At 63.3% G+C, this 26,813-nt stretch carries 21 protein-coding genes; 8 read left to right on the top strand and 13 right to left on the bottom strand.

The window, feature by feature from the left end:
• The first annotated feature begins 44 nt into the window (after positions 1-44).
• The 3 genes from HX881_RS25965 (at position 45) to HX881_RS32870 (ending at position 4,400) form a co-directional block, all read left to right on the top strand.
• The gene (locus tag HX881_RS25965; RefSeq protein ID WP_017129375.1) at positions 45-2,921 is read left to right on the top strand and encodes a GGDEF domain-containing phosphodiesterase; all 2,877 of its coding nucleotides are present in this window, start codon (positions 45-47) and stop codon (positions 2,919-2,921) included.
• Between the two features lie 210 nt (positions 2,922-3,131).
• The gene (gene hexR / locus HX881_RS25960; RefSeq protein ID WP_017129376.1) at positions 3,132-3,998 is read left to right on the top strand and encodes a transcriptional regulator HexR; all 867 of its coding nucleotides are present in this window, start codon (positions 3,132-3,134) and stop codon (positions 3,996-3,998) included.
• Positions 3,999-4,208: 210 nt separating this feature from the next.
• Positions 4,209-4,400 (top strand): PA3496 family putative envelope integrity protein, encoded by a 192-nt coding sequence (locus HX881_RS32870; protein WP_083875491.1) that lies wholly within the window; start codon positions 4,209-4,211, stop codon positions 4,398-4,400.
• Here the strand turns inward: HX881_RS32870 and HX881_RS25955 are convergent.
• Positions 4,342-5,304 (bottom strand): LysR family transcriptional regulator, encoded by a 963-nt coding sequence (locus HX881_RS25955; protein WP_177087301.1) that lies wholly within the window; start codon positions 5,302-5,304, stop codon positions 4,342-4,344. The two genes, HX881_RS32870 and HX881_RS25955, sit on opposite strands and share 59 nt — an antisense overlap.
• Positions 5,305-5,503: 199 nt before the next feature.
• On the opposite strand from HX881_RS25955, the gene HX881_RS25950 reads away from it, so the two are divergent.
• Positions 5,504-6,919 (top strand): acetyl-CoA carboxylase biotin carboxylase subunit, encoded by a 1,416-nt coding sequence (locus HX881_RS25950; protein WP_017129378.1) that lies wholly within the window; start codon positions 5,504-5,506, stop codon positions 6,917-6,919.
• An 11-nt stretch (positions 6,920-6,930) separates the two neighbouring features.
• The gene (gene oadA / locus HX881_RS25945) at positions 6,931-8,739 is read left to right on the top strand and encodes a sodium-extruding oxaloacetate decarboxylase subunit alpha (protein ID WP_017129379.1); all 1,809 of its coding nucleotides are present in this window, start codon (positions 6,931-6,933) and stop codon (positions 8,737-8,739) included.
• A gap of 101 nt (positions 8,740-8,840) precedes the next feature.
• On the opposite strand, the gene HX881_RS25940 is transcribed toward oadA, so the two are convergent.
• The 3 genes from HX881_RS25940 to HX881_RS25930 form a co-directional block, all read right to left on the bottom strand.
• Entirely contained in the window at positions 8,841-9,146 is a 306-nt protein-coding gene (locus tag HX881_RS25940; protein WP_177087299.1) for a hypothetical protein, read from the bottom strand.
• A 90-nt stretch (positions 9,147-9,236) separates the two neighbouring features.
• Positions 9,237-9,536 (bottom strand): hypothetical protein, encoded by a 300-nt coding sequence (locus tag HX881_RS25935; RefSeq protein WP_177087297.1) that lies wholly within the window; start codon positions 9,534-9,536, stop codon positions 9,237-9,239.
• 288 nt (positions 9,537-9,824) lie between these two features.
• Positions 9,825-10,865, bottom strand: coding sequence for an autotransporter outer membrane beta-barrel domain-containing protein (locus tag HX881_RS25930; protein ID WP_246356590.1), 1,041 nt, complete (start codon positions 10,863-10,865; stop codon positions 9,825-9,827).
• Between HX881_RS25930 and HX881_RS25925 the strand changes: the two genes are divergently transcribed.
• Positions 10,773-11,663, top strand: coding sequence for a hypothetical protein (locus HX881_RS25925; protein ID WP_246356593.1), 891 nt, complete (start codon positions 10,773-10,775; stop codon positions 11,661-11,663). The two genes, HX881_RS25930 and HX881_RS25925, sit on opposite strands and share 93 nt — an antisense overlap.
• A 506-nt stretch (positions 11,664-12,169) precedes the next feature.
• Here HX881_RS25925 and HX881_RS25920 read toward each other — a convergent pair.
• Genes HX881_RS25920 through HX881_RS25910 form a run of 3 tightly spaced genes read right to left on the bottom strand, consistent with a single transcriptional unit; the run spans position 12,170 to position 13,939 of the window.
• Positions 12,170-12,841 carry a GNAT family N-acetyltransferase gene (locus HX881_RS25920; RefSeq protein ID WP_177087290.1) on the bottom strand — a complete coding sequence of 224 codons (672 nt, stop codon included), beginning with the start codon at positions 12,839-12,841 and terminating at the stop codon, positions 12,170-12,172.
• Between the two features lie 18 nt (positions 12,842-12,859).
• Positions 12,860-13,306 carry a GNAT family N-acetyltransferase gene (locus HX881_RS25915; RefSeq protein ID WP_177087288.1) on the bottom strand — a complete coding sequence of 149 codons (447 nt, stop codon included), beginning with the start codon at positions 13,304-13,306 and terminating at the stop codon, positions 12,860-12,862.
• Positions 13,307-13,315: 9 nt separating this feature from the next.
• Positions 13,316-13,939 (bottom strand): FMN-binding negative transcriptional regulator, encoded by a 624-nt coding sequence (locus HX881_RS25910; protein WP_177087286.1) that lies wholly within the window; start codon positions 13,937-13,939, stop codon positions 13,316-13,318.
• A 116-nt stretch (positions 13,940-14,055) separates the two neighbouring features.
• On the opposite strand from HX881_RS25910, the gene pdxR reads away from it, so the two are divergent.
• Positions 14,056-15,606 (top strand): MocR-like pyridoxine biosynthesis transcription factor PdxR, encoded by a 1,551-nt coding sequence (pdxR, locus tag HX881_RS25905; protein ID WP_177087284.1) that lies wholly within the window; start codon positions 14,056-14,058, stop codon positions 15,604-15,606.
• 86 nt (positions 15,607-15,692) lie between these two features.
• Positions 15,693-19,046 (top strand): dermonecrotic toxin domain-containing protein, encoded by a 3,354-nt coding sequence (locus HX881_RS25900; protein WP_177087282.1) that lies wholly within the window; start codon positions 15,693-15,695, stop codon positions 19,044-19,046.
• A 398-nt stretch (positions 19,047-19,444) separates the two neighbouring features.
• On the opposite strand, the gene HX881_RS25895 is transcribed toward HX881_RS25900, so the two are convergent.
• The 6 genes from HX881_RS25895 to HX881_RS25870 form a co-directional block, all read right to left on the bottom strand.
• The gene (locus HX881_RS25895; RefSeq protein WP_017124163.1) at positions 19,445-20,545 is read right to left on the bottom strand and encodes a polyamine ABC transporter substrate-binding protein; all 1,101 of its coding nucleotides are present in this window, start codon (positions 20,543-20,545) and stop codon (positions 19,445-19,447) included.
• Between the two features lie 12 nt (positions 20,546-20,557).
• Positions 20,558-21,589, bottom strand: a complete 1,032-nt coding sequence (locus HX881_RS25890; RefSeq protein ID WP_177087280.1) for a histone deacetylase family protein — start codon at positions 21,587-21,589, stop codon at positions 20,558-20,560.
• Between the two features lie 159 nt (positions 21,590-21,748).
• Complete coding sequence (locus HX881_RS25885) at positions 21,749-22,741, bottom strand: AraC family transcriptional regulator (RefSeq protein ID WP_177087278.1); 993 nt, start codon at positions 22,739-22,741, stop codon at positions 21,749-21,751.
• A 90-nt stretch (positions 22,742-22,831) separates the two neighbouring features.
• Entirely contained in the window at positions 22,832-23,284 is a 453-nt protein-coding gene (locus HX881_RS25880) for an SgcJ/EcaC family oxidoreductase (RefSeq protein ID WP_017124166.1), read from the bottom strand.
• Between the two features lie 519 nt (positions 23,285-23,803).
• The gene (locus HX881_RS25875; RefSeq protein WP_177087276.1) at positions 23,804-24,808 is read right to left on the bottom strand and encodes an asparaginase; all 1,005 of its coding nucleotides are present in this window, start codon (positions 24,806-24,808) and stop codon (positions 23,804-23,806) included.
• 135 nt (positions 24,809-24,943) lie between these two features.
• Complete coding sequence (locus tag HX881_RS25870) at positions 24,944-26,392, bottom strand: alanine/glycine:cation symporter family protein (RefSeq protein ID WP_017124168.1); 1,449 nt, start codon at positions 26,390-26,392, stop codon at positions 24,944-24,946.
• Positions 26,393-26,813 lie beyond the last annotated feature (421 nt).

The raw sequence follows: 26,813 nt of genomic DNA, 5'->3' as shown, positions 1-26,813 counted from the left end.
GCTCCTGCGACGTTTATGGCTCAATCATTATAAGAACAATGCCCATGACTCACAGCTTCGATGCGCTGAGCCCCTCCGTGGAGGCTGGGCGGGTTATCCGCAAGCAGTTCGCCACCGAGTTGGCGGTCGAGCGTACGCGCCTGTTGTATCAGGGCTCGCTGCTGCCCACTCTGTTCATGCTGATCAATGGCCTGGTCTGCGCCTGGTTGCTCTGGAGCCCGCAGCGCTACCTGCTGGTCAGCACCTGGCTGGTATGGCTGATGGCGCTGGTGGCCCTGCGGGTGATCCAGGTCGCGGCCTTCGATTCGGCGATTCCCAGCCGCCAGGCCCAGCCGATCTGGCGCCGCATGTTCCTGTTGGGCTCCGCCGTCAGCGGCCTGACCCTGGCCTGCGCCGGTATCGCCCTGGTGCCCACCGACAGTTTTCTCGAGCAGGCCTGGGTCTTCGGCCTGATCGGCGCAGCGACCCTGTCCGCCAGCGTCGCCTACGCCGTGAGCATCACGGCTTTCCTGAGTTTCACCTTGCCCTGCCTGCTGCCGGCCATCGCCTATCTGTTCTGGGGCGGAAGCGGCGCGCAACAGGGCTGGGGCTGGCTCGGCCTGATCCTGCTGGTATCCCTGAGCGTGGTGGCCCTGCAGATCAACCGGCTGATCCAGCGCGGCCTGTTGCGGCGTTTCCAGAACCAGGCGCTGATCGAGAACCTGCAACAGGCCCAGTCCCGCAGCGAGCAGCTCAACCAGGAGCTGGCCCGGGAGGTCGAACAGCGGCGCCGCGCCGAGCTGGAGTTGCGCGAAGCCCAGGTCGGCCTGGAAAGCCGCGTCGCCCAGCGCAGCCTGGAGCTGGACCTGGCGAACCGCGCCCTGAGCAAAAGCGAGACGCGCCTGGCCCTGGCCCTGCAGGCCAGCGAACTCGGCCTGTGGGACTGGAACCTGCAGACCGACGAGGTGCATCACACCCAGATCAAGGAACTGTTCGGCCTGGATCCCGAATACGTGACGGCGATGCTCAGTCACCTCAAGCCGCGCCTGCACCCCGAAGACCTGCCGGCGCTCAAGCGCGCCCTGGTGGAGCACCTGAAGGGCCGCACCGAGGACTACCTGATCGAATACCGGGTCCGCCATGGCGACGGCCACTGGGTATGGATCGAAGACCGTGGACGGGCGGTGGAGCGTAGTGCCAGTGGTCGCGTACTACGGATGGTCGGCACCCGCCGCGATATCAGTTCCCACAAGGAGCTGGAAGGGCAGCGACAACTGGCGGCAACGGTGTTCGAGGCCGCCAGCGAAGGCATCGTGATCTTCGACCCGAACTACGCCCTGCTGGCGGTCAACCAGGCCTTCAGCCGGGTGACCGGCTACCAGATCGAGGACATGCTCGGGCGCAATGTCGTCGAACTGCCCTGCAGTCGCGATGCCCGGCGGCACTACTCGATGATCCACCAGTCCCTCGAGCAGCATGGCAGCTGGCAGGGCGAACTGGTGGAAGCGCGCAAGAACGGCGAACTGTATCCGCAATGGCTGCAACTGAATGTCGTGCGCGATGCTCGGGGAAAAGTCAGTCATATTGTGGGCTTCTTCGCCGATCTTTCGGCCCGGCGCGAATCTGAAGAGCGCATGCGCTACCTGACCCACTACGACGAGCTGACCGGGCTGGCCAATCGCTCGCTGTTCAAGGAACGCCTGCGCGAAGCCAACCAGCGCGCCCGGCAGGGCGGGCGCAGCCTGGCGTTGCTGCATATCAACCTGGACCGCTTCAAGCTGCTCAATGACAGCCTCGGCCATGAAGTCGCCGACCAGCTGTTGCAGAAAATGGCCCGGCGCCTGGTGAATGCACTGCCGGAGGCGGACACCATCGCCCGGCTGTCCGGCGATGAGTTCGCCGTGCTGTTCGATGCCTACGGCAATCTCTCCAGCCTGGCCCGGGTGGCGACCCGCCTGCTCGGCAAGCTGCGGCTGCCACTGACGGTGGAGGGGCATGAGCTGGTGGTGAGCGCGTCCATGGGCATCAGCCTGTTGCCGGACAGTGCGCGGGAAATCCCGGCGCTGGTCAGCCAGTCGAACATCGCCATGCAGCATGCCAAGCACCTGGGCGGCAACAACTTCCAGTTCTACACCGACAGCCTGCAGGCCAGCACCCTCGAACGCCTGCAACTGGAAAACCAGCTGCGCAAGGCCATCGACGAGCAACAATTGAAAGTCTTCTACCAGCCCAAGCTCTGCCTCGCGACGGGCCGGCTGAACGCCGCCGAAGCCCTGGTCCGCTGGGATCATCCGTCCATGGGCCGGGTGCCGCCCGGGGACTTTATCGGGCTGGCCGAGGAGACCGGGCTGATCGGCCCCATCGGCGAGTTCGTGCTGCGCCAGGCGTGCTGGCAGGCCTGCGAGTGGCAGCGCCAGGGCCTGGCGCCGGTGCGGGTTTCGGTGAACCTGTCGGTGCACCAGTTGCGCCAGGGCAAGCTGGTCAGCCTGGTGCGCCAGGTGCTCGAGGAAACCGGTCTGGCCCCGCACCTGCTGGAGCTGGAGCTGACGGAGAGCCAGTTGCTCGACAGCGTCGAGCACATCATCGCGACCTTCCAGCAGTTGCGCGACCTGGGGGTGAAGCTCGCCATCGATGACTTCGGCACCGGCTATTCGTCCTTGAGTTACCTCAAGCGCTTCCCGGTGGACTACGTGAAGATCGACCAGACCTTTATCCGCGGCCTGGACGAGGGCTCGGAAGACGCCGCGATCACCCGCGCGATCATCGCCATGGCCCACAGCCTGGGGTTGAAGGTGGTGGCCGAGGGCGTGGAGAACCCGCAGCAGTTGGAGTTCCTCAAGCTGCATGGCTGCGACGAGGTGCAGGGCTACCTGATCAGTCGGCCGGTGGAGGCGACGGAACTGGTGCAGTTGCTGCGCGCCGACAGCGATACCCGGTCGTGATGAAACGAGGGATGGAAAATCGTCCCGAAAGAAATTTTTATTCCGTTGGGCCTCGGCGAGAGTGGCTTGCCACAGCGGCTACATGGCCTATGCGGCGCGGCAACAGGGAGCCTGGTTACGCAATGGAACGGGCAATCGGCGATTTCATGTAGTATAACTACAAGACTGCTACATCCCAGGCGTTCGCCCATAACAATCGAGTCCAGTCCTTTGAATCTGTTGCAACACATCGCCCAGTCCCGCAACCTGCTTCGCAAATCGGAGCTCAAGGTTGCCGATCACGTGCTGCTCGACCCGGCGGCGGTGATGCACAGTTCCATGGCCGATCTGGCCCACAGCGTGGGTATCAGCGAGCCGACCATCGTGCGTTTCTGCCGGGCCATCGGCTGCTCGGGTTTCCAGGATCTCAAGCTCAAGCTGGCGCAGAGCCTGGCGGCCGGCGCCAGCTTCGGGCAGTTCGCGATCCACGAAGACGATTCGGTCGCCGACTACAGCCTGAAGATTTTCGACACCACGTTGCATACCCTGATGGAAGTGCGCGAGAAGCTCGACCCGGCCGCGCTGCAGCGGGCGGTGACGGCCATGTCAGCGGCCCAGCGCGTGGAGTTCTACGGCTTCGGCGCGTCCGGCGCGGTGGCGGCGGATGCCCAGCACAAATTCTTCCGCCTGCTGCTGACCGCCGCGGCCTATTCCGATCCGCACATGCAGGCGATGTCGGCGGTCACGCTCAAGCCCACCGACGTGGCGATCTGCATTTCCCAGTCCGGGCGTTCCAAGGACCTGCTGATCACCGCCAACCTGGTGCGCGAAAGCGGCGCGACCCTGATCACCCTGTGTCCGAGCCAGACGCCACTGGCCGAGCTGTCGACGGTCAACCTGGCGATCGATGTGCATGAAGACACCGAGATCTATACGCCGCTGACCTCGCGGATCGCCCACCTGGTGGTGATCGATGTACTGGCGATGGGCGTGGCCATGGCCCGTGGCCCGAGCCTGGTGAACCACCTCAAGAGCGTCAAGCGCAGCTTGCGCAGCCTGCGCTTGTCGCCCAAGTCGGTGAAGGCGCTGGACGACTGATAGCCGTTGGGTGCGCGGTGCTCCCTTCGCGGGCAAGCCCGCTCCCACAAAGCCCGAAAAAACCTGTAGGAGCGGGCTTGCCCGCGAAGACGACCGAACAGGCGCTTCATTATCCAAGGCAATATTCATCTGCCTGTCACCCGCCTGCCGCCAAATCGTAACGCCCGGCGTCCATCTTGAAAGTCTCTTACCTACCCTGGGAGACTCGAAATGGCCCGGCACCACGAAGAGCAAAGCAGCGTCAAGACCCGTCGGCAGCAGGAAGATCAGCGCCGCATGGAATTCCGTCGCGCGATCGAAGACCGCACCGAACTGCGCCAACTGCAACAGGAAATCGCCGCACTCAATTACTGGCAGGCGGACTCGGCATCCGACCGTCGAAGCGCTCAACCAGCCCGCTGATCTGCAAGCGTTCACTACGGATAAACCCCAGGAACGCATGGGCGACCGGTGACAGGCGTTTATCCCTGGCCTGAACCACGCACCAACTGCGATAGAGCGGCAGTTCTTCCACCGGCAGTTCCCGGAGCACGCCGGTCGCCAGTTCCAGGCTCAGGGCATGGCGCGTCAACAGCGCCAGGCCCAGCCCCGCCACCACGCACTCGCGCTGGGCCTCGCCCGAGGTCACTTCCAGTGTCTGCGAGAAGTGCACGCGCTTTTCCTTGAAGTACTCCTCGCAGGCCATCCGCGTGCCCGATCCCGGTTCGCGCATCAGCAGTGTGTAGGGCTCCAGGTCCTGCAGGCGCAGCGGGCCCATGTGGCACAACGGATGGTCGGGACGCGCCACCGCCACGATCGGGTTGTTCAGGAACGGCAGGAACTCCAGGCCCATGTCCTGGGGCACCATGGACATGATCAGCAGGTCGTCGCGGTTGTCCGACAGGCGGCGCAGCGCCTGCGCGCGGTTGACCACCGTCAGGTGCAGGTTGACCTCGGGGTGCTGGCGCTTGAACGCGGCGAACAGGTGCGGCACGAAGTACTTGGCACTGGATTCCACCGCCAGTTTCAGTTGCCCCTGCAGCGAACCCTGCATGTCCGAGAGCTGCATATCGAGGTTTTCCAGGCGGCCGAAAATGTCCCGGCTCGCGCGCTGTAACGCTTCAGCTGCCTCGGTCATGTAGAGCTTCTTGCCGACATAATCAAACAAGGGCTGGCCGATCAGCTCTTCCAACTGACGAATTTGTAGGCTCACGGCAGGTTGTGTGAGAGACATTTCGTCGGCTGCGCGGCTATAGGAACGCAGGTCGCAGACTTCATTGAAAATCTGCAGTTGACGCAATGTCATACGCATCAATGACTTACGCATTTTCGGCGAACACTCTCGGGTCTCGGGTCGGCCAACTATAAGTCATTGCTTATGAGCGACCCAATAATTATTGATTTTGGTTTATCGCTGGGTAGGACTAGTGTGATGACGCGACTGGCTTGAAACATCTGGTCACGCGCCGACCCGTTTTTCCGGCTGTAAACCGGGTCGTTTGTTCCAGCGGCTTAGGAATTTCCAAGTGATAAAAAAGATCCTGATCGCCAACCGTGGTGAAATTGCCGTACGAATCGTGCGTGCCTGCGCCGAGATGGGCATTCGCTCGGTCGCGATCTATTCCGACGCCGATCGCCATGCCCTGCATGTGAAGCGCGCGGATGAGGCCCACAGCATCGGCGCCGAGCCGCTGGCCGGTTACCTGAACCCGCGCAAGCTGGTGAACCTGGCCGTGGAAACCGGTTGCGACGCGCTGCACCCCGGCTATGGTTTTCTCTCGGAAAACGCCGAGCTGGCGGACATCTGCGCCGAACGTGGAATCAAGTTCATCGGTCCGTCGGCGGAAGTGATCCGTCGCATGGGCGACAAGACCGAAGCCCGCCGCAGCATGATCAAGGCCGGCGTGCCGGTCACTCCGGGCACCGAAGGCAACGTCTCGGGTATCGAGGAAGCCCTCACCGAAGGCGACCGTATCGGTTACCCGGTGATGCTCAAGGCCACCTCCGGTGGTGGCGGTCGCGGTATCCGTCGCTGCAACAGCCGCGAAGAACTGGAACAGGCGTTTCCCCGGGTGATTTCCGAAGCGACCAAGGCCTTTGGCTCGGCGGAAGTGTTCCTGGAAAAATGCATCGTCAATCCCAAGCACATCGAGGCACAGATCCTCGGCGACAGCTTCGGCAACGTGGTGCATCTGTTCGAGCGCGACTGCTCGATCCAGCGCCGCAACCAGAAGCTGATCGAAATCGCCCCCAGCCCTCAGCTGACCCCGGAACAGCGTGCCTATATCGGCGACCTGTCCGTGCGCGCGGCCAAGGCGGTGGGCTACGAGAACGCCGGTACCGTGGAGTTCCTGCTCGCCGAGGGCGAGGTGTACTTCATGGAGATGAACACCCGGGTGCAGGTGGAACACACCATCACCGAAGAAATCACCGGCATCGACATTGTCCGTGAGCAGATCCGCATCGCCTCCGGCCTGCCGCTGTCGGTCAAGCAGGAAGACATCATCCATCGCGGTTTTGCCCTGCAGTTCCGGATCAACGCCGAAGACCCGAAGAACAACTTCCTGCCCAGCTTCGGCAAGATCACCCGCTACTACGCGCCCGGCGGTCCCGGCGTGCGCACCGATACGGCGATCTACACCGGCTACACCATTCCACCGTTCTACGACTCCATGTGCCTGAAGCTGGTGGTCTGGGCGTTGACCTGGGAAGAAGCGATGGACCGTGGCCTGCGGGCCCTGGACGACATGCGCCTGCAAGGCGTGAAGACCACCGCCGCCTACTACCAGGAAATCCTGCGCAACCCGGAATTCCGCAGCGGCCAGTTCAATACCAGCTTCGTTGAAAGCCATCCTGAACTGACCAACTACTCGATCAAGCGCAAACCCGAAGAGCTGGCCCTGGCCATCGCCGCCGCCATTGCCGCCCACGCAGGCCTGTGAGGAATATGACAATGTCCAAGAAGATCCATGTAACTGACACCATCCTGCGCGACGCCCACCAATCGCTGCTCGCCACCCGCATGCGCACCGAAGACATGCTGCCGATCTGCGACAAGCTCGACAAGGTCGGCTACTGGTCCCTGGAAGTCTGGGGCGGCGCGACTTTCGATGCCTGCGTGCGCTTCCTCAAGGAAGACCCGTGGGAGCGTCTGCGCCAACTGCGCGCGGCCCTGCCCAACACCCGCCTGCAGATGCTCCTGCGCGGGCAGAACCTCCTGGGCTATCGCCACTACAGCGATGACGTGGTCAGGGCCTTCGTCGCCAAGGCGGCGGTCAACGGTATCGACGTGTTCCGTATCTTCGACGCGATGAACGATGTGCGTAACCTGCGCGTGGCCATCGAAGCGGTGAAGGCGGCGGGCAAGCATGCCCAGGGCACCATCGCCTACACCACCAGCCCGGTGCACACCATCGAGGCGTTCGTGGCCCAGGCCAAGCAGATGGAAGCCATGGGTTGCGACTCGGTGGCGATCAAGGACATGGCCGGCCTGCTGACCCCTTACGCCACGGGCGAACTGGTCAAGGCGCTGAAGGCCGAGCAGTCGCTGCCGGTGTTCATCCACTCCCACGACACCGCCGGCCTGGCCGCGATGTGCCAGCTCAAGGCAGTGGAAAACGGTGCCGATCACATCGACACCGCGATCTCCAGCTTCGCCTGGGGCACCAGCCATCCGGGCACCGAGTCGATGGTCGCGGCCCTCAAGGGCAGTGAGTTCGACACCGGCCTGGACCTGGAACTGCTGCAGGAAATCGGCCTGTACTTCTACGCCGTGCGCAAGAAGTACCACCAGTTCGAAAGCGAGTTCACCGCCGTCGACACCCGCGTGCAAGTCAACCAGGTGCCGGGCGGGATGATCTCCAACCTGGCCAACCAGCTGAAAGAGCAGGGCGCCCTGAATCGCATGGGCGAAGTGCTGGCGGAGATTCCGCGGGTGCGTGAAGACCTCGGCTTCCCGCCGCTGGTAACCCCGACCTCGCAGATCGTCGGCACCCAGGCGTTCTTCAACGTGCTGGCCGGCGAGCGCTACAAGACCATCACCAACGAGGTGAAGCTGTACCTGCAAGGCGGCTACGGCAAGGCGCCGGGTACCGTCAACGAGAAGCTGCGGCGCCAGGCCATCGGCAGCGAGGACGTTATCGACGTGCGTCCGGCCGACCTGCTCAAGCCGGAAATGGTCAAGCTGCGGGGCGAGATCGGTGCCCTGGCCAAGTCGGAAGAGGACGTGCTGACCTACGCCATGTTCCCGGATATCGGGCGCAAGTTCCTCGAAGAGCGCGAGGCCGGCACCCTGGTGCCCGAAGCGCTGCTGCCGATTCCTGAAGCCGGCGGCGTGCGTGCGGCAGGCGGCGAGGGCGTACCGACCGAGTTCGTCATCGACGTGCACGGCGAAACCTACCGCGTCGACATTACCGGTGTCGGCGTGAAGGCCGAAGGCAAGCGGCACTTCTACCTGTCCATCGATGGCATGCCGGAAGAGGTGGTGTTCGAGCCGCTCAACGAATTCGTCGGTGGCGGCAGCAGCAAGCGCAAGCAGGCCAGCGCGCCGGGCCATGTCAGCACCACCATGCCGGGCAATATCGTCGACGTGCTGGTCAAGGAAGGCGACACCGTGAAAGCCGGCCAGGCCGTCCTGATCACCGAAGCGATGAAGATGGAGACCGAAGTGCAGGCAGCGGTTGCCGGCAAGGTCACGGCCATCCACGTGGCCAAGGGCGACCGGGTCAACCCTGGCGAAATCCTTATCGAGATCGAAGGCTGAACAGCAGCCTTCGACTCACAACGATTTATACCTCGGGGGGCATGTGCCCCCTTTTTTTTGCCTCCTGCCCGGAGCAACAACGTCGCGGCTGCCCAGCGGATTCAGGCTGGCACTATCGTGATACGCCCCGACAGCTGTATCTCCTCCGGCACGGCGCTGACGGTGGCATAGTAGCCTGTAACAGTGACCTCGCCGACTTTGTTGGGAACGATGAACGAGATGGTTTGCCAATCGATGATGTCGAAACTGACGAGATTGGGGGCATCGTCGCCGCCCTTCGAGAAGTGGAACTGATAGAGCCCGCTGAATGCGTTTACGATTGGGCCCCTGAGCGTGAGGACCTCCCCTACGGTCGCTTTATCCGGCAGTTCGACTCTGGGTTTTGCCTGCAGTGTTTTGGTAATCATTTGGCACCTCCTGCGAAATGACAGCCCCGATCAACGGTCGGGCCTGGATGACGGCATCGAACATTCATTGATGATCAGGTTCTGGCGGGCTCACGCCGGCTTGATGTCGAGCGTTCCGAAGATGTGTGCCTCCTCCGGCACGGAGGTGCCACTGGAATAGTACCCTTCGACAACGTGCTCGCCGAGCTTGTCGGGCACGATGAACGAGATGCTGTCCCAGTACGAGCGGTGGATGGGGACGAAGAAGGTTTCGTCGGGGCCGCGAAATTCGAGCTCATGGATTCCGCTGAATGCGTTGACGGCCCGCCCCGTGATCATGACTCTCTTCCCCACGATCGCCTCTTCGGGCAGATCGGCTTTGGGGCTGTCTTGTAGTGTCTTATCAAACATTTCGCACCTCATTGCTGAAGTTCATCCATGCCCGTTGCCGGGTGGGCGAGCGGGCGACGTCTTCAGGCTACGAGGGTTTGGAGAGGCTCATCTACTGTCAGAAATGACAGTCCTGATCAGCGGTCAGTCGAGGTCGTACAGGGGCCGTGCAGGAGCCGGATCGCCGGCGATGAGGCCCGCGCGCCTTGCTGCGTTCTGGCGGGCGCCATCGCCAGCAAGCCGGCTCCTACGGGTCATGGGGTGTTTTCAATCGCCCGTTTTTTCAACCGAGCGGGCGGTGGGTTCTGCTTAAAAAGCCATCTTCCACTGGCCCATGACCCCGTTGCTGCGGCTGCTGCTGCCCATTTCGCCGTTGTAGGCCACGCCGATGGAATGCCTGGCCGACAGGTTGAGGTCCAGGCCGGCTTCGACCACCAGGCTGTCGCGGTCCTGGCCGATGGCCTTGGTGTTGAAGGTTCTGCCGGTCACCTGGTTGACCTGGGTACTGGTGTCGTCGAGCGCCCCGTACAGATGTTTCCAGCCCGCGCTCAGGCGTGGGGCCAGGCTCATGCCGCTGTCCATGTTCCTGATGCTGGCGGTGCGCAGGCCGAAGGTGGTGCTGAAGTTGTCCAGGGTCTGGGTACTGGCCTTCAGTGCGGCTTCGCCGCCTTTTTCCGTATAGCCCTTGCGCGAGTAACGCTCGTAGCCGAGGTTGGCGAAAGGTTCGGCGATCAGGCTGCCGCTGCCCAGGTTGTAGCCGAGTTCGGCGAAGGCCTGCTGGCTGGTGGCGTCGTAGTCGCCGGCGAGACGGTCCTTGTAGCTGCCGAACTCCACGTTGCGCTTGGTCTTGCCGGAGTGGTCGCTATGGATCGCGCCGAGGCGCAAGGCCACCGGCCCGCTCTGGTGCAGGGCGTAGGTGCCGACATGCCAGCTGTCGAGATCGCCTTCGAAGCGGTTGGCTTTATGCTCCGATTGCGACTTGCCACCCAGCAGGCCCACCCGCCATTCACTGTCCAGGGCCCAGTCGACGCCCATCACCAGGCCCTTGGTGTTCTGTTCGAAAGCCTTTGTTTCCGTGGGCTGGTCGAAGGTGCTGGCGTTGTTCAGGGCCTGTACCCACAGGCGGGTGTCATTGGGCTTGATCTGCGAATGACCCGACAGCGAGACCTGGCCGGGCGCGCCGTTTGCTCCAGCGAGCAGGCGCTCCGAGGGGGCGTTGCCGAGCTGGCGCATGGCCGAGAGGGCACTGTTGCCCACTTGGCTGGCGCCCTTGAGGGTCGCCCGGCCAAGGTTGGCGTTGGCCGCGCCGGACAGCTGTGCCCAGGCATCTCTTTTGGCCGTGGCGTTCAGGCCGGCCAGGGAATCTTGCAGGGGGGATTCGATCGGTTTGGGGATGGGCTTGCCGACATTGCCGCCTTGTCCTCCTTTTTTTGGATCATCCTGCTGAGGCTTGTTTATGGTTTCGGCGGCAGTGAGCCGTTTTTCCAGTTGGGCATTACTCTTCCTGATTTCTTCGCGGAAGGCTTTATCCTCGGCATCCATTCTTTCGATAGTGTTTGTGTTATCGGTGATCCTTTTGTCATGGCTCACGATGCTACTGGCGTTGGTTTGATGGGCTGTGGTGTTGTCGGTGATCCTGTTGTCATGGCCCGCGATATTGCTGGTGTTGGTTTGATGGGCGCTGGTGTTATCGGTGATCCTTTTGTCATGGTCCGCGATGTTGCTGGCGTTGGTTTGATGGGCGGTGGTGTTGTCGGTGATCCTGTTGTCATGGCCTGCGATGTTGCTGGCGTTGGTTTGATGGGCGGTGGTGTTGTCGGTGATCCTTTTGTCATGGTCCGCGATGTTGCTGGCGTTGGTTTGATGGGCGGTGGTGTTGTCAGTGATCCTTTTGTCATGGCCTGCGATGCTGTGGGCGCTGGCTTGGATAGCAGCCGTATTGGCCGCGATATTGCTCAGATTGGTTTCGACAATACCGATGTTCGTGGCGATAGGCTGGGGCGCCGGCGTCCCTTGAGAGAGCGGTGGCTGCGAAGTGGGGGCAATCGGAGCTTCCCACCACGTACCGCCCTCTGCGGTCGTTCCGAGGTACCTGGCATTCGGGTTGACAGGCCGGCTGAATATTGGCGTTGGCTGGCTGACTTGTAATGGAGGGACGGCGACATTTGGAGGCATGCATGACAGGCAGGGTGGCGGGAGCGCAGGTGTGTATACCGGAACAGCAGAACCGTCGGGCTGGATGTATGCCTCATAGGCTCCCCCTGGGCCCGCGTGAGGCTTGACCAGAAAAACGCCGGCAGAGGTGGGCGCTGTGCTGACTTTCGTGTAGGCGCCTGGTTCTAGAATTTGTCGGTGTCGTAAGTCCTGAGCCAGCACGTGTTGAGCCGTTAGTCCGTTCAGCGCCAATGTCAGTGCAGCAGCAAGGTGGGTCTTCTTGGGGGACATTCCATTTCATCCTCGGAATAAATCGAGGCGGAAATGTATCTATCCATGTAATCGATAAATGTCGGGCTTTTTACCCGTCTTTTGCGCGAGATGTCGCCGCTTGCGCGGCGATTTGGTGGCGTCTGCGGAGGCGTGTGGGCCAGCGGTGGCCGAGGTGTCAGTCACCGCGTTTTCGGGGTGGCGGGCGCTGTGCTTGGGGGCTGTGCGGGTTAACCGCGGCACTCGGCCAGGGTCTTGATCTGGCCGACCGCGCCGAGGTTCTCTTCCGACAACCAGCGCTCGAATCCGGCATTCACCGCCGGCCATTCCGAATCGATGATGCTGTACCAGGCCGTGTCGCGGTTCTTGCCCTTGACCACCATGTGCTGGCGGAACACGCCTTCGAACTGGAAGCCCAGCCGCTCGGCCGCCGCCCGGGAGCGGGCGTTGTCGTTGTTGCACTTCCACTCCAGGCGCCGGTAACCCAGGGCGAAGGCTTCTCGGGCCAGCAGGTAGACCGCCTCGGTACTTTTGGGCGAGCGCTGCATCGGTGCGCCGAAGGTGACGTGGCCGATCTCGATACGGCCCTGGGCCGGGACGATCGACATCAGGCTGAGGAGGCCCTGGACCTCGCCATTGGCCTTGTCGATGACGGCGAAGAAATACGGGTCGGCGCTCGCCGCATGGCCGTCGAGCCAGTCATTGAACGCGCTGCGTTGCGGGAACGGCCCGTAGGGCAGGTAGTTCCACAGCTTCGGGTCGGCGCCGGGGCCTTCCAGGGCGCGAAACAGGTCATCGCCATGGCGCGCGGGGTCGAGCTTTTCCAGGGTGATGAAGCGCCCCTCGAGGTGGCGGGTGGATGGCGTCGGCGCGCCTTGCCAGTTGGCTACGGGTGTGGACATGACGCTTTCCTCGGGGGCTTACAACGCGTGGCGAAATTGAATGAAACCGGGGCGCTCGGCAATCCGCTCGTACAACTGGATGGCCGTGGCATTGGTTTCGTGGGTCAGCCAGTGCACTTTACTGCAATCGGCCCGGGCCGCCGTGGCATAGACGTGCTCGATGAGCAATCGGCCAAGGCCCGTCCCGCGTTGGCCGGGCGCGACGAACAGATCCTGAAGATAGCAGGAATTCTGCACGCTCCAGTTCGAGCGGTGGTAGATGAAATGCACCAGGCCCACCGCCTTGCCGTCCTGCCAGGCGAGGGCGGCATGGGTGGTTTCGGCCGGGTCGAGAAAACGCTGCCAGGTCGACTGGTAGACCGCGTCCGGCAGCTCGGTTTCGTAGAACTTCAGGTAGGCCTGCCACAAGGGACGCCAGGCGGCCTGGTCGGCGGCGCTGACCGGACGGATTTCGAGGGTGCTCATGCAGACTCCTTAACGCATCAAATGGGCGAGGGCTTGGTCCTGGCTGTCGGCGCTGGCCGCCAGCCCTTGTTGTACACCGGCGATGTCGGCGGCGCTGCGGTTCTGGCTGAGCTTGCGCTTGCCTTCCAGGCGCTGGATCGGCAGGGCAAAGCCGACGATGGCCCTGAGCATGCTGTCGATGTACGGCGCGGGGGCGTCGTCGACTTTCCAGGGCTGGTCCCGACCCGCTTCATGCCGGTCGGTCAGGGCACTGACCAGGTTGCGCAGGCGCTCGGCATCGTCGAACACCTCGGCCTCGCCGTAGGCATGCACGGCCACGTAGTTCCAGGTCGGCACGACTTTGCCGTGCTCGGCCTTGGCAGGATAGAAGGACGGGCTGACATAGGCGTCGGCTCCCGCGAAGATCACCAGGATTTCGCCGCCCTCGGCCAGTTCCCGCCACTGCGGATTGGCCCGGGCCAGATGGCCGTAGAGCGTGCCGTTGGGACCTTGCCCGGGGTCCAGCAGCAGCGGCACGTGGCTGGCTTGCAGGCCAAGCTTGCCGTGGGTGACCAGCGTCGCCAGGCGGGTGTCCTGAATATGCCGTTGCAAGGTGAGCAGATCCTGCTCGGAAAAAGCGCTCGGTGTGTACATGGAGATTTTCCTTGGCGAATGCCTGCATCCTAGGCAGGCTATTGGTTGCTTGTAAGAGCCATTAGTGATGATTTTCGTAGGTCCATTTCATCGATCCATTTCACAGGTGCAACGCTATGCCCAGTCCTTCATTGCCGCTGCCGTTCGATCCCGCCGGGATTTACCTGGACCCGGCCAAGGGACTGAGTCACCAGCTCTACCAGGCCCTGCGCCTGCGGGTGCTGGACGGACGCCTGGCCAGCGGCAGCCGCTTGCCGGCCAGTCGCGACCTGGCGGCAGCCCTGGCGATTTCCCGCAATAGTGTCGTGCGCGCCTATGACCAGCTGTACGCCGAAGGCTTTATCGAGGGCCGCATCGGCGACGGCACCTACGTTGCCCAGTTGCCGGAAAAGTCTCTGCCGATCAAAAAGTTGTCCACAAAAGTATCCACAGGGTTTTCAACAGGCTTACCCACAGGGTTATCCACAAAAACGACTGAAACCGCTGGGATTACATCCAGTAAAGTTATCCACAATCGTGCCTTGCAGCGGATCGAGAACAACCCTTTGCACGCACCGCCATCGGGTCCGCCGCGGGCTTTCCGGGTCGGCGTACCGGCGTTCGATCTGTTCCCTTTTGGCGTCTGGGCCAAGCTGCAGGCGGCTTTCTGGCGCAAACCGGACTTGCAGCTGCTGTGCTACGGCCAGTCGGCGGGGGAGGAGCGCCTGCGCGGCCTGATCGCAGCTTATCTGCGCGGTTCCCGAGGCTTGTCCTGCACGCCTGAACAAATTGTGATCACCAGCGGCGCACAACAGGGCATCAGCCTTTGTGCACAGTTGCTGGTGGACCCCGGCGATGGCGTCGCTGTGGAAAATCCCGGCTACCGCGCGGCGCGGCTGGCCTTCGCGGTGGCGGGGGCCACACTGCATGGCGTGGCGGTGGACCACGAGGGCCTGGACTGCGCCGCACTCGCGCAATTGCCGGACTGTCGGCTGGCCTATGTGACGCCGTCCCATCAATACCCCACCGGGGTGATCATGAGTCTGGCCCGGCGCCTGGAACTGCTGGCCTGGGCCGAGCGCAGCGGCGGCTGGATCGTCGAGGACGACTACGACGGTGAGTACCGCTACAGCGGCGCGCCCCTGGCCCCCCTGGCCGCACTCGATCGACAGGGGCGGGTGTTGTATGTCGGCACCTTCGGCAAGATTGCCTTTCCGGCGTTGCGCCTCGGCTACCTGGTGCTGCCGCCGACGCTGGTCGAGGCCTTTTCCCAGCGGCGGGCACTGGATATGCGGCACTCGGAGGTCAGTACCCAGGCGGTGATGGCCGAGTTCATGGCCGCCGGGCACTTCCAGCGGCATATCCGCCGCATGCGCAGGGCCGCCCTGAGCCGGCGCAACACCCTGCTGGCTCATTGGCCGAAGGCTATCGCGGGGTGCGGTCCATTGGCGGAGGTCGCGGCGGGCCTGCACGTGACGGTCCCGGTGGAGAGCCTGGAGCGGGAACAGGAACTGATCGCGCTGGCGGAGAGCGTTGGGGTGGAAATCAGCCCCCTGAGCAGCTACTGGATGACCCAGCCGCTGCCGCCCGAAGACCGGCGTGCCGGCCTGGTGCTGGGGTTTGCCGCGGTGCCCGAGGCCGATATCGAGTCGGCGCTGGCACGCCTGGGCAAGGTCTGGAAGCGCTAGCCGCGTCGGGTATTAACCGGCTATCGCAGACAAGTGGGCAGTCGATGTTTATCTGGTCCGGGAACCCGAAACCAGGATAAATGAACATGACGTCCCCACTTCCCGGCACGACCTTGAGCGACAGCGAACAGGCTGCGCTGGTCTACACCCTCAGTGACTGTTTCGCCCGCCGACCGACCCTGGAAAGCGCGACCCCCGGCCTTGTCCGCGACATGCTGGAGGCCGAGTACCCGTTGCTCGGCGAACGGCTTGCCCATGCCGCGCTTATCGAGCCGCAGCCTTGCGGGGACGAGGTGGAATACCGGGTCCTGACCCTGGCGCACCTGCTGATCGAACGCTTCCTCGGCGAAGAGCAACTGGCTCATCCGGACGGCAGCTACCTGACGCTCTATCCCGGCGCGGAGCATCCGGAGCAACTGTCCCTGAGTGTCGCGGCGGTCGACGTGCTCCTGAAGGAGTGGGCGCCGTTGCTGCTGGAGGCTTACAAACAGGACCTGGTCGACTTCTGGAGTTCGCCGTCGACGGAGGATGTCGCACCCTGGCAGCGGCTCTCCGAGTTCTTCGCGGAGCAATTGCGCCAGGCGAGCACGGCGCTGTCGGGCGACGAACAGAGTACCGTGCAGGCGGTGCTCGACTACCCCGACCTGAAGGAGCGCCAGGCCAGGTTCGGAGCCGATTGCGCGCAGGCCTATATCCCCATCATCGATAGCCGCGCGCAGGACGCCGATCCCTTGCCGGTGCAGGCGCTCGCCATGAGCCGTTGGGTCGGCAAGCGCCAGATCGTCTTGCTTTACACGCTGTTCGGCGGGATCGAAGTGTTCGATTCCACGCAAGCGCTCGAGAGCTCCCTGGAGGTGACCCTGAACGGGCAGGATTCGGAATTCAGAAATTATTCGCCCGATCATCACGTCTTCGATGCCCTGACCGTGACCCTGCTGGCACGACAGCTGGAGGCTATCGACGCCATCAGGCCGGCTGACTATCGCGACCCGCAAGCCCTTGAGCAGCATCTGCGGGAGCTGACCGGCCTGCAGGCATTGTTCGGGGCCTTCCGTTCCGGTCACGAGGCGAAACTGGGGCGCCTGCGTGACTTGCTCCCGGAGGGTTTGCGCAATGCTTCGGCGTCGGATCGCACCCTCTATGGTCATTATGTGGTGGCGCTCGCGGCGGTTTATCGGCGTCATGCCGGCAAGACGTTTCTCGATGGCATTCCCGATATCGCGACCTTCGCTGGCGAGTCGTTGCAGGCGAGTTTGCTGGCGAAATATCCGCAGGCCGCGACCGTGTCGGTCAGCGACATCAGCGTGACCTTGACGCGTATCGCCAACCGCCCGCTCGAAATGGTCGAGAGCGCTTCCGACGTCCGCTACGAGTCACAGACCCGGGATTATGTCGCCATGGCGCTGGAGAACCTCGAGGCATTTCCTCTGGGGGCAGCGGCACTGGTTCTTTACCAGGGCCAGGCGGCGCCTCCCTGGATGACCTATGACGCGCTGCGCATGGCGGTGAGCGATGCCGATGTCGGTCGGACCTACCCTGAGCTGCTTGCGCAGAGATTGCAGCGCGACCAGGGCGAGCGAGTGCGGCAAGAGGGGCTTTTCAGCGACTACCTGCGTGTCCTGCTGCCGATGCTGGCACTGGAGTTGCGGTTCGAACGGCAACTGACGGAGACCGCTCGCCTGTATGTCGAGGCGGTGGTGACCCACGATAACGGCGTGCAGGAGGTCCGGGGCCAGCCCATCGTGGTCAGGCCCCTGGCTTTCGTCGCACAACCGCAGGCCACCCCGGACCGGGTGCGCAACATGTTCGTGATCGGCCCGCAGCCCACGGACCAGGGGCCGCAGGTGCTGTTTCGTCCGGGCAGCGCCAGGCTCATGCTTGAGTTTGCCTCCCTTGACGAACTGTTGGCGGCCGTTCAGGCGCCAGGGGTGTTGCAGCAGTCGGTCCTCGGCGGCCTCGACAGCAACAGGCGCGCAATCTATGACCAGGGCGGATTCAAGGAGCCGCACGTGGTCCGGGTCACGCGCCTGGATGAGGACTTGCCGGCCGTTCCCAAGCCGGCTTCGCTCGATACCAGCGAGTTGCCCGGGGCGTTCGGCGCGGCGCTGTTCGCCGCCACCGTCGAGGCACTGATCGCCCATGCCGAGGCGATTTCCGTCTCCGACGCCGAAGACCGCTGGAACCGTTTCGCGGACCTGGGATGGACGCTGTTCAACCTGCTGGTGCCTTTTGCGCCCGCGCCCCTGGCAGAGGTCGGGTTGCTCGTGCAACTGATGTCCGATCTCAAGACCTTCGTCGATCCGAACGCTTCCGAACCCTGGTCGGCGTTCGCCGATGTCTTGCTGAGCCTGGCTGTGGTGCTGGTCTATCACCGCCGGTCGTTCGTTGCGCAGGCGCGGTCCCCTGTGCCGGTCGCCGTCCCCCTCGGTAACGCGGTGGTCAAGGACCCCGTCATCAAGGTTTCCAGCCAGCTGGTGTTTGCCTGGACCCGCCCGGATCGACCTTTCACGGCCTCCGAACTGGTCAGGCTGGAGTCCTTCAAGCTGTCGCTGGACGATTCTCCCGGTACCTTGCTGGAGTCGGGCGAATGGAAGGGCCTGTATCAGCATGACAAACTTTTCTATGCCCGTGTCGAGGGGGCGTGGTTTCGGGTGTCGCGCAGGCTCGATGGGGTGGTGATCATCAATGACCGGCATCCGGCGCGCCAGGGCCCCTGGTTGCGTCGCGACAGCTCGGGGCTCTGGCGGTTGGATCGTGGCCTGCGCCTGCTGGGCGGCGTGGGAGAGTTGAGCGTGCGTGCGGCGAAGAAGCTCAAGTCCCTGGAGAAGAGGGGCCGTGATCTGTTGGCGACCTTGCCGGCGCTGCTGGCGGGCGCCGAGCGCACCGCGAAAGTCGTGCATTCGCCTCTCGATATCCAGCACATCCTCGAGACCAAGGCGCAGCCTTTCGAGGAGGTCATCCAGGAGCTGCGAGGATTGACCCGCGGACTGACGCAGTCGCCCCGCGCGCTGATTGCCGAGCTGGAGGAGGCGGCCAGTATCCTGGCCAACGAGGGGCTGAACCTGCGGATCAGCTTGACCCGCAAAGCCTTGCCGACCGTCACCGCGATCAGGTTTCTGCGGGAGCAGGAACAGATCACGATCCGCAAGCTGGGGGGGCGCCGGGCTATCCCCGGCGGCAAGAAACCCGACTTTCTCGAGGAGTACGAGATCCGCGACCGGCAGGGCCGGCCGTTGTGGTACGCGCACTTCCATTACGACACCGCGAGCAAACCGCTGGCCGAGTACGGCAAGGCGCACCTCAAGACCCTCCAGCAACGCCATCTGGGCATCAGTTTTCAGAGTGCCCAGGAGGCCGCGGGTGTGAACGTCACGCCCATCTGGCGTGGACCGATCGACGCCGAGACCGCCGCCACGCTGTTCCTGTCGCTGAGTGGCTGAAGATTGCCCACGCTGCCCTTGTAGGAGCTGGCTTGCCAGCGATGAGGCCAGTGAGTCTCGCATCGACTGTCCGGCCGCCATCGCCAGCAAGCCGGCTCCTACAATCAGGTGTCTGCCGGCAAAATATCGCCCTGCCAAAAAAACTGTGGGAGCTGGCTTGCCAGCGATGAGGCCGGTGAGTCTCGCATCGACTGTCCGGACGCCATCGCCAGCAAGCCGGCTCCTAGAATCAGGTGTCTGCCGGCAAAATATCGCCCTGCCAAAAAACCTGTGGGAGCTGGCTTGCCAGCGATGAGGCCGGTGAGTCTCGCATTGACTGTCCGGACGCCATCGCCAGCAAGCCGGCTCCCACGCAGTGGTGTTTCAGCGCGAAACGCCGGTAGAGCGCAGCTCGATACTCAGGTCCCCGACTTGATCTTGGTCCAGGCCCGCGTCCGTGCCCGTTCGGCCTTCTGGTCCAGCGGCTGCAGGGTGTAGAGCGTCTTCATCGCCGCTTCGGTCGGGTACAGGTTGGCATTGGTACGGATCGCCGGGTCGACCATTTCGGTGGCGTCCTTGTTCGGGTTGGGATAACCGACAAAGTCGCTGATCGGTGCGATCACCTGGGGTTGCAGCAGGTAGTTGATAAAGGTGTAGGCATCTTCCGGGTCCTTCGCACCCTTGGGGATCGCCAGCATGTCGAACCAGATCGGCGCGCCTTCCTTGGGCAGGCGCATGTCCACCACTACGCCGTTCTTGGCTTCCTTGGCCCGGTTGGCGGCCTGGGAGAAGCTGCCGGAGTAGCCGACGGCCACGCAGATGTCGCCGTTGGCGATATCCGCCATGTATTTGGACGAGTGGAAATAGGTGATGTACGGACGGATCTTCAGCAGCAGCGCCTCGGCTTTTTCATAATCCTTGGGATTGTTGCTGTTGGGGTTCAGGCCCAGGTGCTGCAAGGCCAGCGGCAGGATTTCCGAAGGCGAGTCGAGCAGGGCGACGCCACACTGCTTGAGCTTGCTGATGTTCTCTTCCTTGAAGATCAGGTCCCAGCTGTCCACCGGCGCGTTATCGCCCAGCGCCGCCTTGACCTTGGCCGGGTTGAAGCCGATCAGGATGGTGCCGTACATGTAGGGCACGGCGAACTTGTTGCCCGGGTCGTTGGCTTCGATCAGCTTCATCAGCTTGGGATCGAGGTGGTTCCAGTTCGGCAACTTGCTGCGATCCAGCGGCTGGAACACCCCGGCTTCGATCTGCTTGGCGAGAAACACGTTGGACGGCACCACCACGTCATAGCCGGAGTTGCCGGTGAGCAGCTTGGCCTCCAGCGCCTCGTTGGTGTCGAAGATGTCGTAGACCAGCTTGACCTGGCTGTTCTGGGCCTTGAAGTCTTCCAGGGCCTTGGGCGTGATGTAGTCAAACCAGTTGTAGACCCGCAGGGTGCGGTCCTCGGCCTGGACTGCGCCGCTGAGCACGGCGGCGCACAGGGCCGGGGCGATAAAACGCTTGAGTCTGTTCATTCTTCTAGTTCCTCATTGGGCGTTCTGGAAACCTTCGAGTACGTTCACGGCATTGATGCCGATTTCTTCCACCGCATAGCCGCCTTCCATCACGAACAGCGTCGGCTTGCCCAGGCGGGCGATGCGTTCGCCCATGCGCAGGTAGTCGGGGCTGTCGAGCTTGAACTGCGAAATCGGATCGTCCTTGAAGGTGTCCACGCCGAGGGAGACCACCAGGACATCGGCGGCGTAGCGCTCGATTTCCCCACAGGCCTGTTCCAGGGCCGCGCTCCAGCGCTCCCAGCCGCTGCCGGCGGCCAGCGGGTAGTTGAAGTTGAAGCCTTCGCCGGCGCCTTCGCCCAGCTCGTCGGCATAGCCGAGGAAGAACGGGAACTCCGCTTCCGGGTGGCCGTGGATCGAAGTGAAGAGCACGTCGCTGCGCTCGTAGAAAATCGATTGGGTGCCGTTGCCGTGGTGGTAGTCGACATCGAGAATCGCGACTTTCCCGTGGCCCTGGTCGAGAAAGGCCTGGGCGGCGATGGCCGCGTTGTTCAGGTAGCAGTAGCCGCCCATCAGGTCGCTGGCGGCATGGTGTCCGGGTGGACGGCAGAGGGCGAAGGCACTGCGGGCACCGCGCTGGATTTCCGCCTGGGCGGTCAGGGCCACCTGGGCCGCGCTGTAGGCCGCCTGCCAGGTGCCGGCGGTGATCGGGGCGCCACCGTCGAAGCTGTAGTAGCCGAGTTCGCCGTGCAGGTTTCTCGGGATCACCTTGCGCAGGGTCCGTGCCGGCCAGGTGAAGGGCAGCAGGTCGCCGTCATGACCGAGTTCGGCCCAGCGCTCCCAGGCGCTCTTGAAGAACGTCAGGTAGGCGTCGTCGTGGACGCGGCGGATCGGTTCCAGGCCGAAATCCTCGGGCTCACGGACCGGGCCCAGGGCCTGGTGCCGCACGCGGGCCAGCACGTGGTCGGCGCGCGAAGGCATCTCGAAGCAGGGCATCAGTTGCCCGTCGATCAGCTCGCAGCGGCCATGGTGCAGGTGGTGATCGTCTGAGTAGACCGTCAGCATTTATTGTTCTCCGATAGCGTGGACGTGGGCTCATTCTTGATGCCCGACGCGGTTCGGAGAACGGCAGGAGCGGCCAAAAGGGGATCGATATGGCCAAAAGGTGTGTCCGAATTTCGCCCCTCAATGAGGCAGCGCCGCTCCTTTGCGGGGCGGTGCCGATCAGGGGCGGAACTGGCTGGGGCTGACGCCGCTCCAGCGGACGAAGGCGTGACGGAAGCTGGCGGTTTCGCTGAAGCCCAGCTCGTCGGCGATCCGATGGATCGGTAGCTGGTCGTCCGCCAGCAGTTGCTTGGCCCGCTCGAAGCGTAGCTCGTCGAGCAGTTCCTGGTAGCTGCAGCCCAGGTCATGCAGGTGACGGCGCAGGGTCCGTGCCGAACAGTTCATCTGTTCGGCCAGGCCTTCCAGGCCCGGGGCGGTGTGCAACTGGGCGGCGAGCAGCTGGCGGATACGTCCCAGCCAGGCCTGGCGGCCGGTGAACTCCAGGTTCTGCTTGCGGCAGCGTTCGGCCATGGCCTGGTGGGTGATGGCATCGGCCAGGGGCAGCGGCTGGTCGAGCCAGCGCCTGTCGAAGGCGAAGGCGTTGCGGGTGGCCGAGAACTGCAGTGGGCAGTCGAAGCTGTCGGCGTAGTTGGCGCGGTAGTCCGGCGCCTCATGTTCGAAGCGCGCGGCCAGCAGCGGCAGCGGGCGTCCGAGCAGGTCGTCGCAGATGACTTTCAGCGACACCAGGCAGAACTCGACATTGAAGACGGCCAGCACCGGATTCTCCCGGTAATCGCTGGCGGTGAACCAGATCCGCTCGCCGTCTTCGTCCAGGCTCAGTTCGAAGAGTGTTCCCAATAGCGCCGGATAGCGCAGGGCCAGGCGCAAAGCGTCACCGAAGGTGGCACTGGTGAGCAGGGCGTAGCCGAGCATGCCGTAGGATGAAACGTGCATCCGCCGGCCCAGTTCCAGGCCGATTTCCCGGCGCAGGGCCACGGCATTGGCGCATACCTGCATCTCCTGGTTGGTGGTGATGCGGGTATCGGCGCGGCTCAGGTCGGCGGCGCTGATGCCGCTGCCGGCCAGGAGCACATCGCTGGACAGGCCTTCGTCACGAAAGGCATTGAGCACCAGGGACACGGCGTTGAGGGTGGTGAGGTGGGAGTGGAGCATGCTCGATTCCGGCCTTGGGAGGTGTGGGAATCGAGCAAGTTTAGTGCCGGTCGGCAGATTCACCGCATGGCATGGGCGCAGAGGAGCCGGTTATTTCTCCGGCATGGCCGAGGAGTGGTGGGTGGAGATTTTCCAGTCCTGGCCATTCCAGGCGTAGGTGAAGGTGTAGCGGGCGGACACGGTCGACTGGTCCTTGAAGGCGAAGGTATAGGTGCCGGTGTCGATGGCCTCGTTGCAGCCGATGCGGATGGTCCGGCTGTCGATCTTGCCCACCGGCTTGTTGGCCAGGAAATGCTCGAAGTAGTCGATCCGCTCGGCGTCGGTCAAGCGGACCTTGTTCGAGACCGTGGGCAACAGCACCGCGTCCGGCAGATACCTGTCGGCAACTTTCCGGGCATCGCCCGTCTGTAACGCATTGTTCCAATCGTCGAACAGACTTTCAATTCCTGAAGTTTCCACCGGACTGCAGGCCTGCGGTTTGGCCGCAAAGGCCGATACGGAAAAAAGACTGCACAGTGCGGTTATTGCGATATGTTTTCTCATGGTTTCTCTCTGGTTTTCCCATGGCTGTCCTGACAGCGTCTGAATAAGAAAGAGCCAAGGCTTCCATGACCGCACACTCGATCCGTTCGAAACGGGAGGCCCGCATTATCCAGGTGATGCCCGGGGGCCGGGCCGCTGCGCTTTGGTGCGCTGGCGACGGATGAACAAGACACATACAGAAGTCGACACTTATGGACAGGCGTGACACTGCGTCGGCGAGTTATCCGAAGTTTCCGCGTTAAAGTAACAAGCCGTTCAATACGGGTATTGATGGAACTTCTGCTTTTTTAGTTGCAAGCTGCGTATTTAAAATACGAAGTTCAAACAAGGTTGTTTGTGATTTGCAACTTTGACCAGCCTACCCGAGGCGATTGGGCAGGAGTAGCGTAGGAATGGTGTATGAGAATAATCCTACGTATATATCGGACTGATCAGATTGGCTGGGTAGGAAGGAAGAATTGACCTCCAGTGCGCGGGGCTCACTGGAGGTCGGGTGTCGCAGGGATCGGCAGGCGATTGTCAGCGCAGTTCGCCGCACAGATCGAGTTCGACCAGGCGTCGCACTTCAGCCGACTCCAGGCCGGCCCCGAGCAGGGCATGCAGTTTGCCGAACGCCGCTTCCCGGGTCATGCCGCCGCCGGACAGCACGCCGACGCCGCGCAGACGGCTGCCGGCCTCATAGACGTCCAGCTCGACACCGCCTTCATGGCACTGGGTGATCGCCACCACCACTATGCCCCGCTTCTGCGCCCGCTGGAGACTGGCGAGGAACGCCGGGTTGTCGCTCGGTCCGGTGCCGCTGCCGAAACACTCCAGCACCAGGGCCTGGATACCGCTGTCGATCATCGCGTCCAGCTGCGCGGCGCCGATGCCCGGCACCAGTGGCAGGACGCCGACCGTCGTCAGCTGGCGGGCCTGGTGGTAGTCCAGTTGCGCCGGCAGGTCAGTGGCCCTGGCCGCACCACCGGTACGAGCGAGGGCCGCGAACGGATGACGGCCAAAGCTGCGAATCTTCGCGCAGCGGGTCGGCGAGAGCATTTCGCCATGGAAATGCAGATGCACCCCCGGCGCCAGGCCCTGGCCGAGGGCGACCAGCGCACCGCAGACGTTTTCCCAGGCATCGCTGTCCGGCACGCCCGCCGGCAGCATGGAGCCGGTAAACACCACCGGTGCCCGCAGCCCCAGCAACTGGAAGCTCATGGCCGCCGCGCTGTAGGCCAGGGTATCGGTGCCGTGCAGGACCAGCACGCTGTCGCACTGTTGCTGCTCGACCGCATCGACCACCGCGTCCCGCAGGCGCAGCCAGTACTCGGGGGTCATGTTGGCGCTGTCGATCAGCGGCGCCATCTCACGAAAGCGCCATTGCGCAACGACCAGTGCCGGCTGGCTGAGCAGGTACTCGCGCATCCGCGCTTCGAAACCGGAAGCCGGGGCCAGGCCGCCGGCACTGGCCTGCATGCCGATGGTGCCGCCGGTGTAGAGCACCATGACGTGCCGCGCGGCGGGATAAGTGACGGGGTTCATTGATGGTTCTCCTGGACGAATACACCTTGCGCCGCAGCATGCCTGCGGACGCAAGGTGTGTCACGTCGGGCGGCTGGGACGCCACCCGGTGGATCTTTCGCATCGGACGGCAGGGCGCCGCCCGAGGGGCTGCGATCAGCGTTGCGTGGCGGGCACGCCCTGGGCTGCTTCCTGCTCGCGGGACACTGGCTGGTCCGGATTGGCCGGCCAGGCTTTCAGGTCCAGATCCAGGTCGGCGAACTTGCTGGAATCGAACACCGGCTGGCCAACGCCGGCGCGGCGCTGTCCGTCGTAGTCGCGCATCACGCGCAGGCCGACCTTGAACAGCATGGCCAGGGCGATCAGGTTGACGAAGGCCAGGCAGGTCATGGTGATGTCGGCGAAAGCGAACACGGTTCCCAGGTTCTGCACCGAACCCCAGACCACCAGGGCCAGGATCAGGGCGCGGTAGACCATCAGCACGACACGGTTGCGGGTCAGGAACTGCAGGCTGTTCTCGCCCAGGTAGTAGTTGTAGAGGATGCAGGTGAACACGAACAGCGACAGGGCGACGCTGACGAACACGCGGCCCCAGTCACCGACCACCGCGGCCAGGGAGTTCTGGGTCAGGACGATGCCGTCACCTTCGAAGCCCGGCGTGTAGAAGCCCGACAGCAGGATCAGCAGGGCGGTGCAGGTGCAGATCACGAAGGTGTCGAGAAACACGCTGAACGCCTGGACCACGCCCTGGGCGCCCGGGTGTTTCACGGCGGCCACGGCGGCGACGTTCGGGGCGCTGCCCAGGCCTGCTTCGTTGGCGAACACGCCACGCTTCACGCCCATGACGATGGCGCTGCCGAGCAGGCCGCCGAACGCAGGGTCAAGGCCGAAGGCGCTCTTGAAGATGGTTTCCAGCATGGCCGGAACGTGCTCGATCTGGCTGCCGATCACGTACAGGGTGACGCCGATGTAGGCCAGGGTCTTGATCGGAACCAGCAGGTCGGAGACCGCGGCGATGCGCTTGATGCCGCCGAGGAAGACGATTGCCAGCAGCACGGCCAGGGCGATACCGGTGTGGGCCGGGTCGAAGCCGAAGGCGTTCTGCAGGGAGTGGGTGACGGTGTACGACTGCAGGCCGTTGAAGGCGAAGCCGTAGGTGACCAGCAGCAGGATGGAGAATATCACCGCCATGCCCTTGAGCTTCAGGCCATGCTGGATGTAGTAGGCCGGACCACCACGGTACAGGCCGTCGCCATCGGCGCGCTTGTAGACCTGGGCCAGCGTACATTCGAAGAAGCTGCTGGACATGCCCACCAGTGCGGTGACCCACATCCAGAACACGGCACCCGGGCCGCCGAGGGTCACGGCGATGCCGACACCGGCGATGTTACCGGCGCCGACGCGGCCGGCCAGGCTCAGCATCAGGGCCTGGAAGGAGCTGAGTTGGCCCGCCTGACCGCGCAGGGATTCCTTGAAGACCGTGAACATGTGGGCGAAATGGCGAAACTGGACGAACCGTGAGCGGATCGTGAAGTAGCTACCGAGCCCGACAATGAGCACGATCAGTACTTTCCCTGAGAGGAAGTCGTTAATGACTTCGAGCATGGATGGTTCCTCGCTGTTTTTGATGCAAAGGCGGCTCGTTTGAAATATCGCGTTACACCCGGTGTTGCAGGGCAGTGTGGGCTGGCGATAAATCGTCCCGAGCTTTCGCGGGTTGTTTTTAGTGTTGTTTCGCGTGTTTCGGTTCCACTGTGCCGCGGATCGCTTACGCGAAGAGGGGCGGCACTATACCGATCAGGACCGCCAACGTCTGCACGGCCTGTCATTTTTCATCTTTGCACCCTGGAACCGCTGTCCTAGAAGCCTCGCCAGTCGGTTGGCGAGTAATGCGCGTCTGCTGAACGGTTGTCGGGAACGGTGTTGCCATGAAAAATCAGTTAAAAAAAAGGGCCTGAAGAGTGACCTTCAGGCCCTCAAAAGGTGAGAGGTGTCTAGTCCCTCGACCTGGTGAGCGGTTTGCGAT

Origin of the sequence: Pseudomonas gingeri (assembly GCF_013386115.1) — a bacterium.
Lineage (GTDB): Bacteria > Pseudomonadota > Gammaproteobacteria > Pseudomonadales > Pseudomonadaceae > Aquipseudomonas > Aquipseudomonas gingeri.
The sequence above is the reverse complement of the archived record's forward strand: the minus strand, read 5'-3'. Positions and strand labels throughout refer to the sequence as shown.